The following is an 18,892-nucleotide window of genomic DNA, read 5'->3' as shown; positions in this document are numbered from 1 at the left end:
TGAGCCAGCTCAGTTACTTTCTATCTTGCACTGGATAACATAGCTCCCCAGCGCAAAGATCTTACCATTGGAGGGCACATACAGGCGGCAGGCAATGTTCTGCTGCCCTGCGGCCACATAGAAATCATCCGCATCGATCTCAATGACCACCTGCTCGGGCACCAGCGTATCCAGCAGACCCGCCGGGCCACAGAGGGTCACATTCATCAGCCGCTCGGTCTGCACGGTCAGGGTATAGGTGGAGGGCAGATTGACCACCTGCACGCAGCTGGCGGGCAGGTTCATGGTCTTGGTCTCGAGCTTGGAGCTGTCGAAACTGACCGTGATGCTGGAAATGTTGTCCAGCAGGCGAATATTGCCCGGCAGCTCGATGGGCAGCTCATACACCTTGTTCGGCGCAAAGGTGGAAAGATCGATGGTGCCCACAGACAGGGTAGAGAGCTTTTCGATCTGGCTCTCGGGCCCGGCGACATTCAGGGTCTGCTTGCTCAGGGAATAGACCAGCACCGAGGGATCAAAATTCCGGGGCGCGTTGATAAAGCTGACCGACACGGGCAGGGTGGCCATCTTGTAGACCTCCAGCGTGACCTCCACGCTGGACTCCTCCAGATTCGTGTATTCAAACTTGACCTCACTGCCGCTCTTGGTATAAAAGCGCAGGGCGGTATCCAGCGTGACCGAATCGGTGAGCTCCCCCTTGTGGGTCACCTCGGCGGTGCAGGTCTCCACCTTATCGATCTCAGTGCTGGGGCCGGAGAGGGTCACCGTCTCCTTGGAGAGCTCGGTGCCATAGAGGATATAGCCGTCCGCAATGGTCAGGTAGTTGGTGGTCACGGTGATGGGCACCGTTTTCTCCTCCACCACGTCAAACACCACGTCCACGCTGTTGTCGCCGCCCTCAATGGAAACGGACACGCCATTGAGCAGGGTGTTCACGCCCCGCACCTGCAGGTGCAGGGTCTTTTCGCCGCTGTCCCGCACGCCGGACCAGTCCGGGTAGACCACGAAATCAGAGGAAGTCAGGCTGCCGATGGTGTAGCCATCGCCCGAGAGCTTCAGGCTGACGTACTTTTCCGGCGCGCTGACGATGCTCAGGCCCCGGGAGGTGTACGCGGCGGAATCATAGGTAAAATCCACCGGCACGTTGTTGATGGTGCGGGTGGTGCCGGGCTGGACGACGATGGTGACCACCATCCATGCCACAATGGCACCCACGATGGCCAGCAGCAGCCGGATGCGGCGGTCGTCCAGAATGCTCTTGGTGTGCTGGATGGCAGGCTTTGTGCCGTTGGTACGATTGCTGCTCACTGCTGCTCATCCTCCTCTTTCTGGTTCATCCAGTTCAGCAGGCTCTTGACCTTGCCGCGCCAGCCGTCGGCAGCTGCCTTTTCGCTGGCGGTCTCCTTGGGGATCATCTCATCCACCAGCCGGGTGTACAGGGTCTGGCGGTCAAAGTGGCGGATCAGCACACCGTTCTTTGCCATGGAGATGATGCCGGTCTCCTCACTGACCACAACGGCAATGGCATCCGAATTCTCCGCAATGCCCAGGCAGGCGCGGTGGCGGGTGCCCATATCCTTGCCCAGATCCAGGTTGTTGGACAAGGGCAGCACACAGCCCGCCGCCTTGATGCGGCCATTCTCAATGATGGCGGCACCGTCGTGCAGGGGGGTCCCCTCGTAGAAGATGGTGCCCAGCACCTCCAGATTGACGGCACTGTTCACGGGTGTGCCGGTGCGCACGATCTCAGAGAGGTTGGTGTTGCGCTCCAGCACGATCAGGGCACCGGTCTTGGTCTCGGAAAAGCGCTCGGCGGCATCGCAGATGGCAATGATGGCGCTGCGCCAGGCCCCTTTGAAGCTGGGGTCATTGTAGCGTCCCTTGATGTTGAAGAGCTTGCCCGCCCACTGGTCGGTCTGGCCCATCCGCTCCAATGCGCGGCGGATCTCCGGCTGGAACAGGACCACCAGCGTCAGCAGGCCGACCTGCAGCAGCGAGTTCAGCAGCCAGGTGACGGTGCGCATGTTCAGCACGTTGGCCACCAGATAGACCGCCAGCACCAGCAGCGCGCCCTTGGCCAGCTGCCCGGCGCGGGTGCGGTTGATGATGCCCAGCAGCTGGTAGATCAGGAAAGCAATGATGACGATATCCAGCAGATCGGCCAGCTTGAAGGTCTGGAAATTGGCGATGATCGAATTCAGAGTCATCAGAGTGTCTCTCCCGTTACAGCTTCTCGATCAGGGCGACAGCATGGGCGGCAATGCCCAGGCCCTCGCCGGTAAAGCCCAGATGCTCCTCGGTGGTGGCCTTGACGCTCACAGCATCCACCGGCATCCCGAAGGCGGCGGCCAGATTTTCCCGCATGGCGGGGATGTAGGGGGCCAGCTTGGGCTTCTGGCAGAGCAGGGTGGAATCGATGTTCACGATCTTCCAGCCCTTCTCCCGCATGATGCGTGCCACATGCTGCGCCAGCTGCAGGCTGTCGGCACCGGCGTAGGCGGGGTCGGTATCCGGGAAGTGCTTGCCGATGTCGCCCAGCGCGGCGGCACCCAGCACAGCGTCCATCACAGCGTGGGCCAGCACATCGGCATCCGAGTGGCCCAGCAGGCCCTTTTCAAAAGGCACCTCCACGCCGCCCAGGATCAGCTTGCGGTCCTCGACCAGACGGTGAACATCATAACCATGACCAATGCGCATATCATTTCCTTCTTTCTGTTCGGCGCGGGGCAGATCCTCCCGCGTTGTGATCTTCAGATTGGCGTAATCCCCCTGGGTCAGCTGCACCGGGCGGCCGGTCAGTTCAAACAGGCTGCAGTCATCGGTGACCAGGCGGGCTTTTTCCGCATCCAGCTCGTCCAGCGCGGCCAGATACGCCGCGCGGTCGAAGCACTGGGGGGTCTGCACCGCATACAGGGTGCTGCGGTCAGGGGTATCAGTGACCATGCAATGCTCCGGCACGGTCTTGCCGTCGCCCCGCACAGCCCGCTTGACGGTATCCTTTACCGGCACGGCGGGGGCGGCAGCACCGCAGGCAGCGGCTGCTTCCAGCGCCGCCGTGATGATAGCCTGACTGACAAAGGGACGGGCGGCATCATGGACAGCCACCAGTTCTCCGTGGGCGGCCAGCACTCCGTTCTTTGCGCTCTCGGCACGGGTCGCGCCGCCCTGCACCACCTGCACCGGCTTTGTGCAGGCCGCGGCCTGCTGTTCCAGAAATGCCCGGTTCTTCCCGGCCACCAGAACGATCTCGCTGACCAGCGGACACTCCGCAAAGGCCCGGATGCTCCGCTGCACCACGGTCTCCCCGCCCAGATCAAAGCTGAGCTTGTCAAACCCCATGCGGGTGGAGGACCCTGCCGCCACCAGAACGGCTGATACTTTCTTTTCCAATTTCTGCACCTGCCCTGCTCTTATTCTCCCGGGAAATGCCACCCGGGGCACAGATAGAATAAACCATGTTTTATTATACCGTATCGCCCGGCAAACTGCAACCGATTTTATACAGCAAAAATGCCCCTCTGCGGCAGGGCAGAGGGGCAAAAACGCTTCTTTTTTCAGGAGATCACTTCAGGATGGGCTCGATGGCGGCAGCCAGAGCATCCTTCTGTGCCTGGGCTTCCTCCAGGGTCTTGCCCAGGGTGGTGAAGTAGGTCTTGATCTTGGGCTCAGTGCCGGAGGGACGCACCACAACGGTCGCGCCATTTTCCAGCGTGTAGATCAGGACATTGGCGGCGGGCAGGCCGGTCTCCTCGGGCTTCTTGTAGTCCATGACCTTGACGACCTTGTGGCCGCCGATCTCGGTCAGGGGCTCGTCACGCAGCTTCTGCATGATGGAAGCCATCTTCTCCATGCCGGTCAGGCCGGGGAACTCAAAGCTGTCCACCTTGTTCAGGTAGCGGCCGTACTGTGCGTAGATCTCTTCCAGACGCTGCTTGATGGAGGAACCGATGCTGCGGTAGTAAGCGGCCATCTCGCAGATCAGCATGGAGCCGATAACGGCATCCTTATCGCGGACATAGGGGCCTGCCAGGTAGCCGTAGCTTTCCTCAAAGCCGAAGATGAAGCGGTTCACTTCACCGGCAGCTTCCAGATTGGCGATCTGATCGCCGATCCACTTGAAGCCGGTCAGAACGTTGCGCATCTCCACGCCGTAGTGCTTTGCCACAGCGTCGGCCAGCGGGGTGGAAACGATGGACTTGACCGCCACGGGGTTTGCGGGCATGGTTCCCTTTTCAATGCGTCCGGCACAGATGTAATCCAGCAGCAGAACGCCCATTTCGTTGCCGGAGACCAGCTCATAGCTGCCGTCCGGGCACTTCATGGCAATGCCCACGCGGTCTGCATCGGGGTCGGTAGCCAGCATCAGGTCAGCGCCGGTCTTGGTGGCCAGCTCCAGACCCAGCTTCAGGGCCTCAAAGATCTCAGGGTTGGGGTAGGAGCAGGTGGTAAAGTAGCCGTTGGGGTACTCCTGCTCGGGTACGATGGTGATATCGGTGATGCCCATATCGTTCAGCACATGGGTCACGGGCACCAGACCGGAACCGTTCAGGGGGCTGTACACCAGCTTCAGGCCGGCAGTCCGGCACAGGCCGGGGCGCACCTGACGTGCCTCGATGGCATCGTACAGGGCCTTCTTGCAGTCATCGCCCACAAAGCGGATCAGGCCCTGCTCCACGCCAGCGGCAAAGGAGATGTACTTTGCGCCGGTCAGAACATCGGTCTTCTGGATCTCATCATAGACGATGGCGGCGGCATCATCGGTCATCTGGCAGCCATCCGGGCCGTAGGCCTTGTAGCCGTTGTACTTGGCGGGGTTGTGGGAAGCGGTGACCATGATACCGGCGTTGCACTCGTAGTAACGGGTGGCAAAGCTCAGGGCAGGCACAGGCATCAGGGCATCATAGATGCGCACCTTGATGCCGTTGGCGGCCAGAACACCGGCGGCGGTCTTGGCAAAGACATCGCTCTTCAGGCGGCTGTCGTAGCTGATGGCGACAGTCTGGCTGCCACCCTGGGTCTTGACCCAGTTTGCCAGACCCTGGGTAGCCTGACGGACGACATAGATGTTCATGCGGTTGGTACCGGCACCCAGCACACCGCGCAGACCGGCGGTGCCAAACTTCAGGGCCACGGCAAAGCGGTCCTTGATCTCCTCGTCATTGCCCTCGATCTTGCGCAGCTCCGGTTTCAGATCCGCGTCCTCCAGATCCGCAGCCAGCCAGCGCTTATACTCATCCAGATACATATTGCACACCTTACCTTTAATTCGTATTTCGCACAAGGATAGTTTTTCCAAACCTACTTATACTATAAACCCTTTCTTGGTACTGTGTCAATTCCATATTATGTAAGAATTTTTGCTCCGCAAATCATACAAATATTACAAAGATTTCAGCCTTTTCCATCATTTGGGGCTTTCGTGCTGTCCGCAGAGCCTGCGGCAGTGCCCGCGCATTGACAAGCCCCCTGCCCGACACTATAATTGGGACAATAGAATATTCTGCCGAGACCGGGCATTTTCCCGGTTATTTCCCCGTCGGGCCGCAGACGCGGCGTGAGGAGGCCCCATGTATTCCGTTCTGAAAAGCTATGGTCTGAACGGCCTAAACGGCTTTGCCGTGGCCGTGGAAGCCGATGTCTCCGGCGGCCTGCCCGCCTTTTCGCTGGTGGGCCTGCCGGATTCCGCCGTGCGGGAAAGCGGCGACCGTGTCCGCTCTGCCGTGAAGAATCTGGGCTACAAATGGCCCGACCGCCACATCACGGTCAACCTTGCCCCGGCGGACATCCGCAAGAGCGGCCCGGTGTATGACCTGCCCCTGCTGCTGGCGGTGCTGGCATCCTCCGGCCAGATGGAGGAGCCGCCCGCCGATGCGGCTTTTCTGGGGGAGCTGGCACTGGACGGCAGCCTGCGCCCGGTTTCGGGCGTGCTGCCTATGGCGTTGGCGGCGGCAGCAGACGGCATCCGCAGCCTGTATGTGCCCGCCGAAAACGCCGCCGAAGCCGCCGAGGCGGGCGGCGACGCGATGCAGGTCTACCCCGCCCGCACAGCCCGGGAGGTCGTAGATGCGCTGCGGGGCCTTGTGCCCCTCTCCCCCGCCGCGCCCATCCCTTTTGACCCCGCTTCCGGCTGGAATGCCGCCCCGGATTTTGCGGATGTGATGGGCCAGCCGCTGGCCCGCCGGGCCATGGTGCTGGCAGCAGCCGGTGGGCACAACGTGCTGCTCATCGGCGCGCCCGGCACCGGCAAATCCATGCTGGCCAAGCGCCTGCCCGGCATCCTGCCGCCCCTGACCCGGGAGGAGGCTGTGGAGACCACCAAGATCTATTCCATTGCGGGCCAGCTGCCCAAGGGACGGGGCTTGATCTCTGCCCGGCCCTTCCGCAGCCCGCACCACTCGGCCAGCGCGGCGGCGCTGGCGGGCGGCGGCACCACCTTCCGGCCCGGCGAGTGCAGCCTTGCCGACTGCGGCGTGCTGTTTCTGGACGAGCTGCCGGAGTTTTCCCGGGACAGTCTGGAAGTTCTGCGCCAGCCGCTGGAGGACGGCCAGATTACTGTGAGCCGCGCGGCAGGCAGCGCCACCTACCCCAGCCGTTTCCAGCTGGTGGCCGCCATGAACCCCTGCAAGTGCGGCTACTACGGCCACCCCACCCGTCCCTGTACCTGTTCCCCCAGTGCGGTGCGGCAGTACCGCAGCCGGGTATCCGGCCCCCTGCTGGATCGCATCGACCTCTGTGTGGAGATGGACCCCGTTGCCTTTGACGAGCTCCACACCAGCTCCCCCGCCGAGAGCAGCGCAGACCTGCGCAAGCAGGTGCTTGCTGCCCGGGCCGTGCAGGCCAAGCGCTATGCCGCCCCCGGATATGAGGGCGTGCGTTGCAATGCCCAGCTCACAGCCGGGCAGGTGCGGCGTGTCTGCCGGATGACCCCCGCCGCCGAGCGGCTCCTCCGCGCCTCCTACGACACACTGGGTCTTTCTGCCCGCGCCCATGACCGCATCCTCCGGGTGGCCCGCACTGTAGCTGACCTGGCGGGCAAACAGCTGCTGGATGAGGAGGCCCTGCTGGAAGCGCTGCAGTACCGCGCGCAGGAAAAGGTGGAGACGTTCTGACCCGTCATTTTTCCGCAGCGTCAATGTTTCTCATCCTCACATTTCACGATCTGATCTCCGGATGCGATCCAGACACCGGAACAGCAAAGCTGAAGATCATCCATTTTCCTGACACCACAAAAGGGACGGCGTGGAGCACACGCCGTCCCTTTTTACTTGTTCTCTCAATCCACCACCGGGATATCCAGCCCGAACTCAAGGGGGCGGAAGCGGGGGCAGACATTTTCCGTGATGCAGATGACCGAGGCGGCCAGGCGGCTGCCGATCTCGCAGGATTCAGCCAGAGTCTTGCCGTAGGTCAGGCCGATGACGGTTCCGGCAAAGAAGGCATCCCCCGCACCGGTGGTGTCGATGACATCCACCTTTTTGGCGGGCACGATGCCGCACTCGCCGTTGGCGCGGGCGAACACAGCGCCCTTGCTGCCCATGGTCACCACCATGCAGGGGATGTTGGCGCTGTGCACATTGCCCGCCAGCACCCTGCACATCTCCTCAGGCTCGAGATGGTCGTAATTGTCCGAGAAGAGCAGCCCAGCCTCCTGCTGGTTGCAGACAAAGCAATCGATCTGCTGCAAAAAGTCCCGGCGCTCCATGGCGATGCTCATGTTGGAAACGGCCGCATACACCTTTTTGCCGTACTTTTTGGCGTATTTCAGGGTCTGCTTGACCGTCTCCTTTTCAAGGTCCAGCTCCAGCGCGATGCTGTCGCAGTCGGCAAAGATCTCATCCCCCTGCTCGGCCAGCAGGCCGATGAGCGGCGTGGTATCCGGCCGCTTGGAGATGGCGGCAGTCACATCACCCCTGTTGTCAAAGATGGCCAGCCAGGTGCCCATGCCGTCCGGCACCTTTTTGATGAACCGGGTGTTGACCTTGTGGTTCTCCAGCTTATCAATGACATCCTGCCCCATGCCGCTGTCATCGACAAGGCTCACGAAGGTGGGCCGGAGCTCCACGTTGGCGATATCCTCTGCCACGTTGCGGCTCACGCCGCCGTGTACCTGCTCCATTCTGCCCGCGTTGCGCCCGCCGGGGATATAGGTGGAAAGCGGATATCCCTTGATGTCCACAAACACTGCGCCGATGACTACGATGCCCATAAATTTTTTGATTCCTTTCCGGATTTTACTTTGATATCTCCTATTATATAACAGCTCTTGACAAAAAGCCAATTTTTTCTCTCAAAGCCTACTCTGCCCTTGAAAAACTGTGGCAGAGCTGCCCCGAAGAAAGAGCCTCCGGCATCCACCGATAATCACTGCTCAGGCTCAGGATCGCATCATACTTCACGCAGTCCGGCCGGGCAGGCGAGGCCAGCAGGTAATCCGCCTGCACAGGGGCCGCAAGCGCAGCACTGCCGCTCAGGGTAACAAAGGTCTGCCCGGCGGCCTGGATGCGGGCCACACAGCCGTTCCGGGTGCGGAGCACCTCCACCTCTGCCGGGCTGCAGCGGACACGGCGGGTGGCATAGAGCGCCATCCGGTCAACGGCAATGCGCTGTTCTGCCCCCATCCGCTGGGCGCTCCGGGGCCTGAGCCGCAGGTCGATCAGGCACTCCACAGTCCGAATATTCCGGCGCTCCAGCGTGGTCTCCACGGCGCACCGGGTCACGTCGCCGCCGCGGAAGAGGATGACGGCGCTCTCGTTCCGGCTGATGACCACCGCCGGGGCATTCCGGCTGCCCACCAGCTCCACCCGGACAACATCCCGGTTCAGGGCATTGCCGGTGAAAACGGCAAGCCCCGCCGTCAGCAGAAGGGCAGGCAGGGCCACCCGCAGACGCACCCTGTTATGGAACGCCAGCCAGCAGAGCCCGGCCAGCAGCAGGCAGACCACGGCGGCATAGGCGGTGTCGAACCAGATCTGTGCCCCGGGCCAGCCGGACACCCAGAGCGCCCAGCGGTCCAGCACCTCTGCCAGAAATTCCGCGCAGCACGAGCACACCCGCTGGGCCGGGGCCAATGCGGGCGCAAGCCCCAGCAGGGCCGCCCCCAGACCGGTGAGCAGGATGGGTTCCACCAGCCAGAGCACCGCCGCACCGGACACCAGCGCGTACAGGCTGGTGCTCATCCCCCGCAGCACCAGCACCGGGAAGGTGGCCATGGAGGCGCAGGCCGAGATGCAGACCGTTTCCCACAGACTTCCCGCAAGCCCAAGCGCTTTTCGCTTCCAGAACCGGAGGCGGGGGTGCTTTTTCTTTGCCCGTTGTTTTTCCCAGGCTTCCTGACTGCGGCGCACCACGGCCCCACCGGCCAGGGTGCCCACCACCGCTGCAAAGGAGAGCTGAAAGCCCACGTCACAGACGGCGTAGCTGTTGCCCGCCGTCATCAAAACACCGGCCACGCCCAGCGAGGTCAGGGCATCCGGCGGGCCGTAGACCCAGATCCCCAGCGCACTGAGCCAGACGGCCCCCGCCGCGCGCAGAACAGAGGGCGTAAAGCCCGTCACGCCCACCAGCAGCAATGCCAGCACTGCACTGAACAGCGCCCTGACCCGGCGGCCGGTATAGCCGCGCAGTCGCTTTTTGCGGCTGGGCAGCAGCCTGCCCAGCACATCGCCGCACAGGATCGAAACGTGCATTCCGCTGACCACCAGCACATGGGAAAGCCCCGCGCCCCGGTAGGCTGTGCGCAACTCCTTGGAGAGATGGGTGCGGTCGCCTGTAACCATGGCGGCCAGCACGCCCGCCGGGCCGGAGGCCATCCCCTGCCGCAGGGCGGCGCTCAGCCGCTTCTGGAGCCGGGCCGTCCGGGCGCGGAAGGAGGTGCTCTGCCCCAGCAGCGCAAAGCCTTTCTCATAAGCAGCGTTCAGGGCAATGCCATCGGCCAGGGCATTCAGGCGGGCGGTATCATCGGGCATTTCCAGCGCAAAGCGGCCCTTGACCCGGTCGCCGGGGCTGCAGGTGGGCAGGCTGGCGCACTCCACCCGGAAGGAGGCCGCCTCCCGGTCCACCGTTTCCACCCGCAGGACCGCCCGCACCCTGCCGGGGAAATAGGAAGAGGTTGTGCTCTCCACCTCCGCCTCCAGCAGGACACTGCGGCCATCGTAAGCAGTCTGGAGTTTTTCCCATTTTGCCTGCGTGGAGCCGGTCAGAACAAGGCCCAGCGCAGCCCCCAGGATCAGGCAGATGCCATAGCCCCAGGCCGGACTTTTGTGCAAACGGCCCGCCAGCGCCCACAGCAGACCGGCAACAAAAAATGCCGCAAACGGCACAAAACGTCCCGTTTGCGGCAAAAAGGCGCACACCAACTCCAGCCCCAGCGTTCCTGCACAGAAAACACAGAGCGGGCGGCGCATCTTACTTAGTGGAAGAACAGGGGCAGCGGCTCAAGGAAAATGATATCCTTGCGCTCGGCTGCATCGCCCTCGGCCAGAACAGCGGCCTGGCCCACGATGGTGCACTGGGTCTGCTCTGCCAGTGCGTCCAGCGCCTTCAGGGAGCCGCCGGTGGAGATGACATCATCCACCACAAGCACACGCTTGCCGCTCATCTTGTCCAGCTCCTTGCGGTCGATGACCAGCTTCTGCTTGCCTGCGGTGGTGATGGACTGATCCTCCACCACGACAGGGTCGGCCATATAGAGCTTTTCGCCCTTGCGTGCGCAGATGTAGGGCTTGCCGCTCTGGCGGCTCATCTCGTGTGCCAGAGGGATGCCCTTGGCCTCAGCGGTCAGCAGAATATCAAACTCGGGGCACTTTTTCAGCAGCTCGGTGGCAGCAGCCACGGTCAGCTCTGCATCGCCCAGCATGATGAAGGCCGCAATGTCCATGTGGTCGTTCACCTTGCAGATGGTCAGTTCACGGGTCAGGCCCGCAACATTCAGGGTATAGGTCTTTGCCATAACAATTCCCTTCCTTTTGTTCGATCCGTTATTTTTATGTGCGGCTCAGACAGGCAGCTTCTCGCCGCCCAGCACATGGAAATGCAGGTGCTTCACGGTCTGGCCAGCATCCTCGCCGACATTGGAGATCACGCGGTAGCCGTTGTCCAGGCCAACCTCTTTGGCCAGCTTGGCGATCACGGCAAAGATATGGCCCAGCAGGGCACCGTCCTCCTCCGTCAGGGCAGCGGCACTCTGGATGTGCTTTTTGGGCACAACAAGGAAGTGCACCTTGGCCTGCGGGTTGATATCGTAAAACGCCACGACCTGATCGTCCTCATACAGCTTTTTAGAGGGGATCTTGCCCTCGGCGATCATGCAAAACAGACAATCTTCCATGGGAATTGCTCCTTTCGATATTTATAAACAGCCTCGCCCTCTCCGTCACGGCTTACGCCGTGCCACCTCTCCCAAAGTGAGAGGCCTTGGCAGTACGGTAAACCTTCTGGTTTTGCCAAGGGCTCCCCCTTTGGGGGAGCTGGCGAATGAACGTGAGCCTGAGAGGGTGAGCCCGCTTTCACTCAGCCCAGCTGCTTCTCAACGATGCCCTTGACAGCGGCCAGAGCCTCGTCGATCTTGGTCTCGTCCTTCAGGCCGGCCATTGCAAAGTCGGGCTTGCCGCCGCCCTTGCCGCCTGCGATGGCGCTGATCTCCTTGACCAGCACGCCAGCCTTGAGGCCCTTTTCCTGTGCCAGCTTATTCACGGTAACGGCCATGGTGATCTTATCCTCAGCCTTGCCCACCAGAACAGCCACCACGGGGTTCACAGCCTTGTCGCGGATGCTGTCGCACATACCGCGCAGGGTTTCGCCGGTGGTGCCGGTGAAGTAAGCAGAAGCGATCTTCACGCCGCCTGCTTCCTCGGCGTTGTCAAACAGGCTGTCCACCTTGGAGGCGGCGATCTTAGCCTTCAGCTCCTCCAGCTCGCGGCTCATGGCCTTGTTCTCAGCCATCACAGCCTCAGCACGAACAGGCAGAGAGGTGACGTTGTTGGCCTTCAGGGTGTTTGCCACATCATGCAGCATAGCCTCCTGCAGGTTTGCACGGATCAGCAGGTTGCGGCCGGTAACAGCCTCGATGCGGCGGATGCCTGCAGCCACAGAGCTCTCGCTGACGATCTTGAAGCCGCCAATCTGGGCGGTGTTCTTGACGTGGGTGCCGCCGCAGAACTCGGTGGACCAGCCCTCGATGTTCACAACGCGGACGACCTTGCCGTACTTCTCGCCGAAGAGGGCCATTGCGCCCAGCTTCTTGGCCTCCTCGATGGGCATCTCCTTGACGGTGACGTTCATCGACTCGTAGATCTTATCGTTGACGATCTTCTGCACCCGGGCCAGCTCCTCAGGCGTGACGGCGCTGAAGTGGGTGAAGTCGAAGTGGGTGATCTCCGCATCCTGATAGGAGCCTGCCTGATGGACATGGTCGCCCAGGACCTCACGCAGGGCAGCCTGCAGCAGATGGGTCGCGGTGTGGTTGCGGCAGACGGACATCCGGTATTCCTTGTCCACCTGAGCGTTCAGGTGGTCGCCCACCTTGACGATGCCGCTCTCCAGCACGCAGGTGTGGACGTAGTAGCCCTTGGGGGTCTTTTTCACGTCCAGCACACGCAGGCTGCACTCGGGGCCGGTCAGCAGGCCGTTGTCGGCCACCTGGCCGCCCATCTCAGCGTAGAACGGGGTCTTGTCCAGAACCACCAGCACGCCGTCCTTTGCCTCCTCATCGGTGGCAATGGCATCGGTCAGGGTCTCCTCGTCGCTCAGGGCAACCACAACGCCGGTGTCGTTCAGGGTCTCATAGCCGGTAAAGACAGTGGGCTCAACGGTCAGGCCGCCGAACAGATCCTCGCTCCAACCGGAGATGTTCTTCTTCAGGCGCTCGGCACGGGCGCGCTCCTTCTGCTTCTTCATCTCAGCATGGAAGCCGTCCTCGTCGATCTCAATGCCCTGCTCGGCAGCGATCTCCTTGGTCAGGTCGAGGGGGAAGCCGAAGGTATCGTTCAGCTTGAACACGTCCAGACCCTTGAGCAGGTGCTGGTGTGCCTTTTCCAGGCCGTCGATCATGTTGTTCAGGATGTTCATACCGGCATCGATGGTGCGGGCAAAGTTTGCCTCCTCGGTGCCGATGACCTTCTTGATATAGGCATCGTGCTCACGCAGCTCGGGGTAAGCGCTCTCGCTGGACTGGATGACCGTCTCCACCAGTTCCACCAGGAAGGGGCGGGAGATGCCCAGCATCCGGCCATGGCGGGCAGCGCGGCGGAGCAGACGGCGCAGAACGTAGCCGCGGCCCTCGTTGGAGGGCAGGATGCCGTCAGACACCATGAAGGTGCAGCTGCGGATGTGGTCGGTGATGACACGGATGGAGATGTCATCCTTGGCGTTCTCACCATAGGTCTTACCGGCAATGTGCTCCACATGGTGCAGCACGCTCTGAACGGTATCCACCTCAAACAGGTTGCCCACGCCCTGCATCACGCAGGCCAGACGCTCCAGGCCCATGCCGGTATCGATGTTGGGACGTGCCAGACGCTCGTAGTGGCCCTTGCCGTCGGCATCAAACTGGCTGAACACCAGGTTCCAGATCTCCATATAGCGGTCGCAGTCACAGCCCACGCCGCAGGTCGGCTTGCCGCAGCCGTACTCGGGGCCGCGGTCAAAGTAGATCTCAGAGCAGGGGCCGCAGGGGCCGGAGCCGTGCTCCCAGAAGTTGTCCTCCTTGCCCAGACGCACCATGTGGTCCGGAGCAATGCCCACCTTCTTGGTCCAGATATCGTAAGCCTCGTCGTCCTCTTCGTAGACAGAGATGTGCAGCTTATCCTTGGGGATAGCCATCCACTCGTCGCTGGTCAGGAACTCCCATGCCCAGGGAATGACCTCCTCCTTGAAGTAATCCTGGAAGGAGAAGTTGCCCAGCATCTCAAAGAAGGTGCCGTGGCGGGCAGTGATGCCCACACGCTCGATATCCGGAGTACGGATGCACTTCTGGCAGGTGGTCACACGGTGGCGGGGAGGCTCTTCCTGAGCCAGGAACCACTTTTTCATGGGGGCCATGCCGCTGTTGATCAGCAGCAGGCTGGGGTCGTTCTTCGGCACCAGCGGGAAGCTGTCCAGACGCAGGTGGCCCTTGCTCTCAAAGAAGCTCAGGTACTTTTCACGCAGTTCATTCAAACCGGTCCATTGCATAGGTTTTCTCTCCTCAATTGTCCTTGGCGTTTGCACGTCAGTTTTTATGATGTTATGGCAGAGGGGCGGGCAGGCGCAAAAACAAAAACAGCCCCATCCCAAAAGGGACGAGGCTGTGTAAAACTGCTCCGTGGTACCACCCAAATTGCAAAGGATAAAACTGCTTGTCCCCTGCCGCTTTCGGCGCGGTAACGCTGCGCTGCGTCCGACTTGTTTCGCCGGAAGCTCCGGGGCGGCACGAAACGAGACCTGCCGGAGCGCCTTGCAGCTGGGAGCGCTCTCTCTGGGCGGCGGTGTGCATTTCTGACCCCATCATTGCCATCTGTCATAATTCACGTTTTGCCGCAAAGGCGCATATTCGCCCCTTGCGTACACTTAAATTATAGCATGGGCTCTGCGTTTGTCAACGGGTTTTCCACAAATTTTACGGCACCCAGATGCGGTCTACATGGGTCATCTCGCCGTTTTGGATGGTCACGGTCGTGTTTCCCGCATTCCACCCATAAACATCTTCTTCGCTGCTCATTGCATCGCAAACCGCCCGGTCTCCCTTGACCATCACTGGGTCGGCTCCAAAGTCTGCTGCGCCGTCCGATAGTTCGATATCGTCTGCCATAACAAGCTGCTTCACCACACCAACTTCATAATAAGCGGGAAAATCATCCCATGTCAGAGTCCGGTAATGGTCCTCCTCTTTGCATAAGTCGATGCCGCCTTCTTCTATTCCGCCGTTGATGGTCACATAGTTGTTTTCCCGCTCGATGCTCTCCACGGTCAGGGCTGTAGTTTCCTCTGTCCCGTTTAGATGTGTTACAATGGTATCGCCTTCGCTCAATGCTTCTATCTCTGGGGCTGTGTACCGGTCATAGTCGTATACGACCGCGTCGTTGATGGTATTCTTGCGTTCACCGACCCATACTTTATCGCTTTCAAAGCTGATGTGATAGGTGCCATCCGAAAGGGGGTCGCTCAGTAAAACGCCTTGCATGGGCTGTACTTCCGTTTTTTGCGCCTCCTGCGCCTCCGAAGAGGTCGTGCTTGGCGTGGAAGCCGCTGTGCTTCCCGCCGTGGAACTGGAGGCCCCACAGCCCGCCATGGTGATCCCAAGCGCCAAAAGCACCGTAAATGTTCCTATTTTATGGTTCCATCTCATACGAAAACCTTCTTTCTCTTGCTTGACGGAACGTTTCCGTTCCGCTACAATAAAAACGATTCAAAGACACATTCTATTTCAAGATAGAGAGGAAAATTTCCGTGAAAATCTTAAAAGTAAAATGTCTGGCCCCCACCCGGCTGGACAACTATCTGATGCAGCAGTTCCCGGCGCTGAACCCGGGCCGCCTGAACAAGGCTCTGCGGGAGAACAAGATCAAGCTGAACGGCAAAAAGCAGCCCCTTTCCACCCGCGTGATGGCAGGCGACGAGATCAAGCTGTTCATCCTGGACGAGGTGCTGGATGCCGACAAGCGGGTGGAAGGCCCGGCGTGGAAGAACGCCCGCGGCCCGGCACAGGTCATCTACGACTGCCCGCAGATCCTTGTGGTGAACAAACCCGCCGGCCTTGCCGTGGACGGCCCCGAGGACGACACCCTGCTCAACCGTGCTCTGCTCTACCTCAACCAGCAGGGCGAGTACAAGGAGAACGATCTGTACACCCCGGCCCTCTGCCACCGGCTGGACACCGGCACCAGCGGCTTGGTCATCATCGCCAAGACCCCCGAGGCCGAGCAGCTGTTCCTTGAGGTCATCAAGAACCGCGAGGTCAAAAAGACCTACCTCTGCGTCACCTTTGGCCGCCCCACCCCGCCGGACGGCACCCTGGGCGGCTACCTGCTCAAGGATGCAGACCGGGGCATCGTGAAGATCGTGCCCGATAAGCAGCCCGGTGCCAAGGACGTGGAAACCCAGTATGAGACCGTTGCCGTCTCCGGCCGTCTGGCCCTGCTCAAGGTCCGGCTCATCACCGGCCGCACCCACCAGATCCGTGCCCACATGGCAAGCATCGGCTGCCCCATCCTGGGCGACAGCAAATACGGCAACAACACCGCCAACCGGGAGCTTAAGCTGAAATATCAGGCTCTCTGCGCCTGGGAGCTGGTCCTTCCCCGCTTCACCTCCCCCGACTTCGTCGACCTTTCCGGCAAGACCTTCCGCGCACCGAAGCCCTGGTATTACCAGCAGGTGCTGGATGGAACGTTGAAGTAAGTTTCCTCCGCAGCCCAAAACGGCATCTCTCCATTTGATTGGAAAGATGCCGTTTTTCTTACTTATTTGCTTGAAAAATACTCATCACAGAATGCAAACCAAAGTTTTTCATAATCCTCATGCTTTACCTCAATCAATTGATACGGAGATACAATATTCCGTTTGATAGCTTCTGCTGCAAAATCTCTGACATAATCGCCAGCCTCTGTATAAAATCCATACACATTTTGGATTCCTTTTTCAGCTGCCACAAACAATCGTGTATGACCATCCACGGAAACATTATGGCCTTCCCAATTCACAAGCGGAATTATCAAGTCTTCTTCTGTATGAACAAAGTCACTTACAGCTTGCTTTTTGATTTCATCCACATAAAACTGTGAAGGCTGAATCTCTGCCATAGGAATCTTCACTAGTTCTACCGCAGGGTATGTTTTCACCAGATTATTTGTTTCGTCCCAAAAATTCGTAATATGTTCGGCATAAAATCGAAATTCATCTATCACAGCTTCATAGAAATTCGAGTTCTTTCCTCTTATAATCGCATCTGTTTTTGATACAATTTCCACTTCATACGGGTCATCTCCAACAAGAAATGCTCCATGTTGATTCAGAACTTTTTTCAAAAATCGATCATCCAGATATGTGTTTACTCGATTTACTCCAGGCATATATTCTTTTTGCTTCATCGTTTTATATTTCATCCTTTTATCTTATCGGCCCCACCGATTTCCCGAACCACCAGCTTCATCTTACCATAGTTTCTGTTCTGTGGCAACAAAACGCGGCACCTCTCCGTGCAAACGGAAAGATGCCGCGTTTCTTGTTCCTATACGCTCAAATCAGAAGTCCTTATCCTTCCGAATCTCGAACTCCATGCCGTGGATATTTTCCTTCCGCGCAACATCATACTCGTAGCCCGGGAAGTCTTTGCGAATCGTTATCGTGTTCAGGCAGTCATAACCCAGCTTTCGATACAGCCGAATCGCTGCTTCGTTTCGGGCGGCAGCTTCGATGTAAAGGGAAACCGAATACTGCTTCACGATTTCTTCCAGCTGGTGAATCGCTTCGCTGCCAAAACCGTGGCCCTGCCATTCCGGCAGGATGAACAAATCTTCCAGCCAGTCCATTTTACCGCCGCGGCTTCCCAGATGGGCAAAGCCCACATTGACGGCATCGTTCTGGATAAAATAAATCATATGGCCCGGTTTTGTCCAGTTCTGCAAATCTTCCAGCGCTTCCGCTTCGCTCTGGTCATAATGACTGTGTGCTTTCCAGAAGCCCTGAATGAGTGGGATGATTTGTGCTTCTTCGTTCGTGTACTGCTTTAGTGTAATCATAACAGAATCCTCTTATTGTATCAGGCCTCCACCTTTTCCACGCTCCACCAGCTCCATCATATCATAGTTTCTGTTTCAGAGCAACCAAAAAACGGCACCACAGTTTTCAGCTGTGATGCCGCTTTCATTTTACCTATCAGATCCTCACCATATCCCGGGTGATCTCGGCCAGAGAGTGTGCGCCGCACATCTGCATGGTATCGGCCAGCTCGGCGGCGATTTTGTCGATGTAGCACTTCACGCCTTCCTCGCCGCCGCCGTAGACTGCGGTGACAAAGGGGCGGCAGATGAGCACAGCGTCAGCACCCAGAGCCAGCGCCTTGAACACATCCACGCCGGAGCGGATGCCGCCATCCACCAGAATCTTCACGCCGCTGCCCTTGAGGGCCTCTGCGATCTCCGGCAGGACTTCGGCGGTGGCGGGGCACTGATCCAGCACACGGCCGCCGTGGTTGGAGACCACGATGGCAGCAGCACCGGCTTCCTTGGCCTTGAGGGCACCCTTGACGGTCATCACACCCTTGACGATGAAGGGGCGCTCGGCCAGCTTGACGATCTCGGCCAGCTCGGCAACGCTCTTGCTGCCGGCGGGCGGGGTCATATTCTTCAGGAAGGGCAGACCGGCGGCATCCACGTCCATGGCAACGGCAAAGCAACCGCTGGCCTTGGCCTGCTCCATCTTGGCCTTGACAGTGTCGATGTTCCAGGGCTTGATGGTGGGCACGCCGCAGCCGCTTGCAGCGCCAATGGCCTTGGTGGCCATAGTCATCACGTCGGGGTTGGTGCCGTCACCCGTAAAGGCGGCAATGCCGTTTTCGGCACAGGCGCGCACCAGCACGTCATTGTAGGTCATATCGGTGTAGGTGTCGGAATAGTGGAGGTTCACCGCACCCACAGGGCCTGCAAAGAAGGGATACTTGAAGGTTTTGCCAAACAGCTCCACACCGGTGTCGGGGATGCCGTTCTCGCACAGGGTGTCCATATTCACCCGGATCTCCGCCCACTTATTATAATTGCGGATGGCCGTATCGCCCACGCCCTTGGCACCGGGGCCGGGGATCTGGTTTTTGCAGGCCACGCCGTTGCACACGGGGCAGGCCTTGCAGTACTGCCCGATGCACTGGCGGGCATTGTTCAAAACATCAGTGTAATTCATATCGCATCCTCCTGTTCAGGTT

General features: G+C 59.7%; 15 protein-coding genes. 2 read left to right on the top strand and 13 right to left on the bottom strand.

What is annotated here, in order from left to right:
- Positions 1-9: 9 nt before the first annotated feature.
- The 4 genes from P0G09_RS00750 to P0G09_RS00735 all read right to left on the bottom strand — a co-directional run bounded on the left by P0G09_RS00750 (position 10) and on the right by P0G09_RS00735 (position 5,245).
- Positions 10-1,308 carry a CdaR family protein gene (locus P0G09_RS00750; protein ID WP_207697662.1) on the bottom strand — a complete coding sequence of 433 codons (1,299 nt, stop codon included), beginning with the start codon at positions 1,306-1,308 and terminating at the stop codon, positions 10-12.
- On the bottom strand, positions 1,305-2,207 hold the full coding sequence (gene cdaA, locus P0G09_RS00745; RefSeq protein WP_005933418.1) for a diadenylate cyclase CdaA: 903 nt from the start codon (positions 2,205-2,207) through the stop codon (positions 1,305-1,307). The genes P0G09_RS00750 and cdaA overlap by 4 nt, the downstream gene beginning before the upstream one ends.
- 16 nt (positions 2,208-2,223) lie before the next feature.
- The gene (ispF, locus tag P0G09_RS00740; RefSeq protein ID WP_275251673.1) at positions 2,224-3,390 is read right to left on the bottom strand and encodes a 2-C-methyl-D-erythritol 2,4-cyclodiphosphate synthase; all 1,167 of its coding nucleotides are present in this window, start codon (positions 3,388-3,390) and stop codon (positions 2,224-2,226) included.
- 172 nt (positions 3,391-3,562) lie between these two features.
- Entirely contained in the window at positions 3,563-5,245 is a 1,683-nt protein-coding gene (locus P0G09_RS00735; protein WP_275251672.1) for a phospho-sugar mutase, read from the bottom strand.
- A gap of 322 nt (positions 5,246-5,567) precedes the next feature.
- Here P0G09_RS00735 and P0G09_RS00730 point away from each other — a divergent pair, with 322 nt between their 5' ends.
- Positions 5,568-7,109, top strand: coding sequence for a YifB family Mg chelatase-like AAA ATPase (locus P0G09_RS00730; protein WP_275251671.1), 1,542 nt, complete (start codon positions 5,568-5,570; stop codon positions 7,107-7,109).
- 164 nt (positions 7,110-7,273) lie between these two features.
- On the opposite strand, the gene P0G09_RS00725 is transcribed toward P0G09_RS00730, so the two are convergent.
- The 6 genes from P0G09_RS00725 to P0G09_RS00700 all read right to left on the bottom strand — a co-directional run bounded on the left by P0G09_RS00725 (position 7,274) and on the right by P0G09_RS00700 (position 15,157).
- On the bottom strand, positions 7,274-8,206 hold the full coding sequence (locus P0G09_RS00725) for a carbohydrate kinase family protein (protein WP_249259911.1): 933 nt from the start codon (positions 8,204-8,206) through the stop codon (positions 7,274-7,276).
- A gap of 88 nt (positions 8,207-8,294) precedes the next feature.
- Positions 8,295-10,319: a ComEC/Rec2 family competence protein gene (locus P0G09_RS00720; RefSeq protein WP_275251670.1), complete on the bottom strand. Its 2,025-nt coding sequence runs from the start codon at positions 10,317-10,319 to the stop codon at positions 8,295-8,297.
- A gap of 89 nt (positions 10,320-10,408) precedes the next feature.
- Positions 10,409-10,948 carry a phosphoribosyltransferase family protein gene (locus tag P0G09_RS00715; RefSeq protein ID WP_117505307.1) on the bottom strand — a complete coding sequence of 180 codons (540 nt, stop codon included), beginning with the start codon at positions 10,946-10,948 and terminating at the stop codon, positions 10,409-10,411.
- A 45-nt stretch (positions 10,949-10,993) separates the two neighbouring features.
- Positions 10,994-11,326, bottom strand: a complete 333-nt coding sequence (locus P0G09_RS00710; protein ID WP_117476993.1) for a histidine triad nucleotide-binding protein — start codon at positions 11,324-11,326, stop codon at positions 10,994-10,996.
- Between the two features lie 182 nt (positions 11,327-11,508).
- The gene (gene alaS, locus P0G09_RS00705; RefSeq protein WP_275251669.1) at positions 11,509-14,169 is read right to left on the bottom strand and encodes an alanine--tRNA ligase; all 2,661 of its coding nucleotides are present in this window, start codon (positions 14,167-14,169) and stop codon (positions 11,509-11,511) included.
- Between the two features lie 424 nt (positions 14,170-14,593).
- Entirely contained in the window at positions 14,594-15,157 is a 564-nt protein-coding gene (locus tag P0G09_RS00700) for a hypothetical protein (protein WP_097772716.1), read from the bottom strand.
- A 266-nt stretch (positions 15,158-15,423) separates the two neighbouring features.
- Here P0G09_RS00700 and P0G09_RS00695 point away from each other — a divergent pair, with 266 nt between their 5' ends.
- Entirely contained in the window at positions 15,424-16,374 is a 951-nt protein-coding gene (locus tag P0G09_RS00695) for an RluA family pseudouridine synthase (protein ID WP_207684510.1), read from the top strand.
- A 62-nt stretch (positions 16,375-16,436) separates the two neighbouring features.
- Here the strand turns inward: P0G09_RS00695 and P0G09_RS00690 are convergent, their stop codons facing one another.
- The 3 genes from P0G09_RS00690 to P0G09_RS00680 all read right to left on the bottom strand — a co-directional run bounded on the left by P0G09_RS00690 (position 16,437) and on the right by P0G09_RS00680 (position 18,870).
- On the bottom strand, positions 16,437-17,063 hold the full coding sequence (locus P0G09_RS00690) for a hypothetical protein (protein ID WP_050762791.1): 627 nt from the start codon (positions 17,061-17,063) through the stop codon (positions 16,437-16,439).
- 153 nt (positions 17,064-17,216) lie between these two features.
- On the bottom strand, positions 17,217-17,714 hold the full coding sequence (locus P0G09_RS00685; protein WP_275251668.1) for a GNAT family N-acetyltransferase: 498 nt from the start codon (positions 17,712-17,714) through the stop codon (positions 17,217-17,219).
- 136 nt (positions 17,715-17,850) lie between these two features.
- Entirely contained in the window at positions 17,851-18,870 is a 1,020-nt protein-coding gene (locus P0G09_RS00680; protein WP_275251667.1) for an alpha-hydroxy-acid oxidizing protein, read from the bottom strand.
- Between the last annotated feature and the right edge of the window lie 22 nt (positions 18,871-18,892).

It is taken from the genome of Faecalibacterium sp. DFI.5.82 (assembly GCF_029076575.1).
Taxonomy (GTDB): domain Bacteria; phylum Bacillota; class Clostridia; order Oscillospirales; family Ruminococcaceae; genus Faecalibacterium; species Faecalibacterium duncaniae.
The sequence above is the reverse complement of the archived record's forward strand: the minus strand, read 5'-3'. Positions and strand labels throughout refer to the sequence as shown.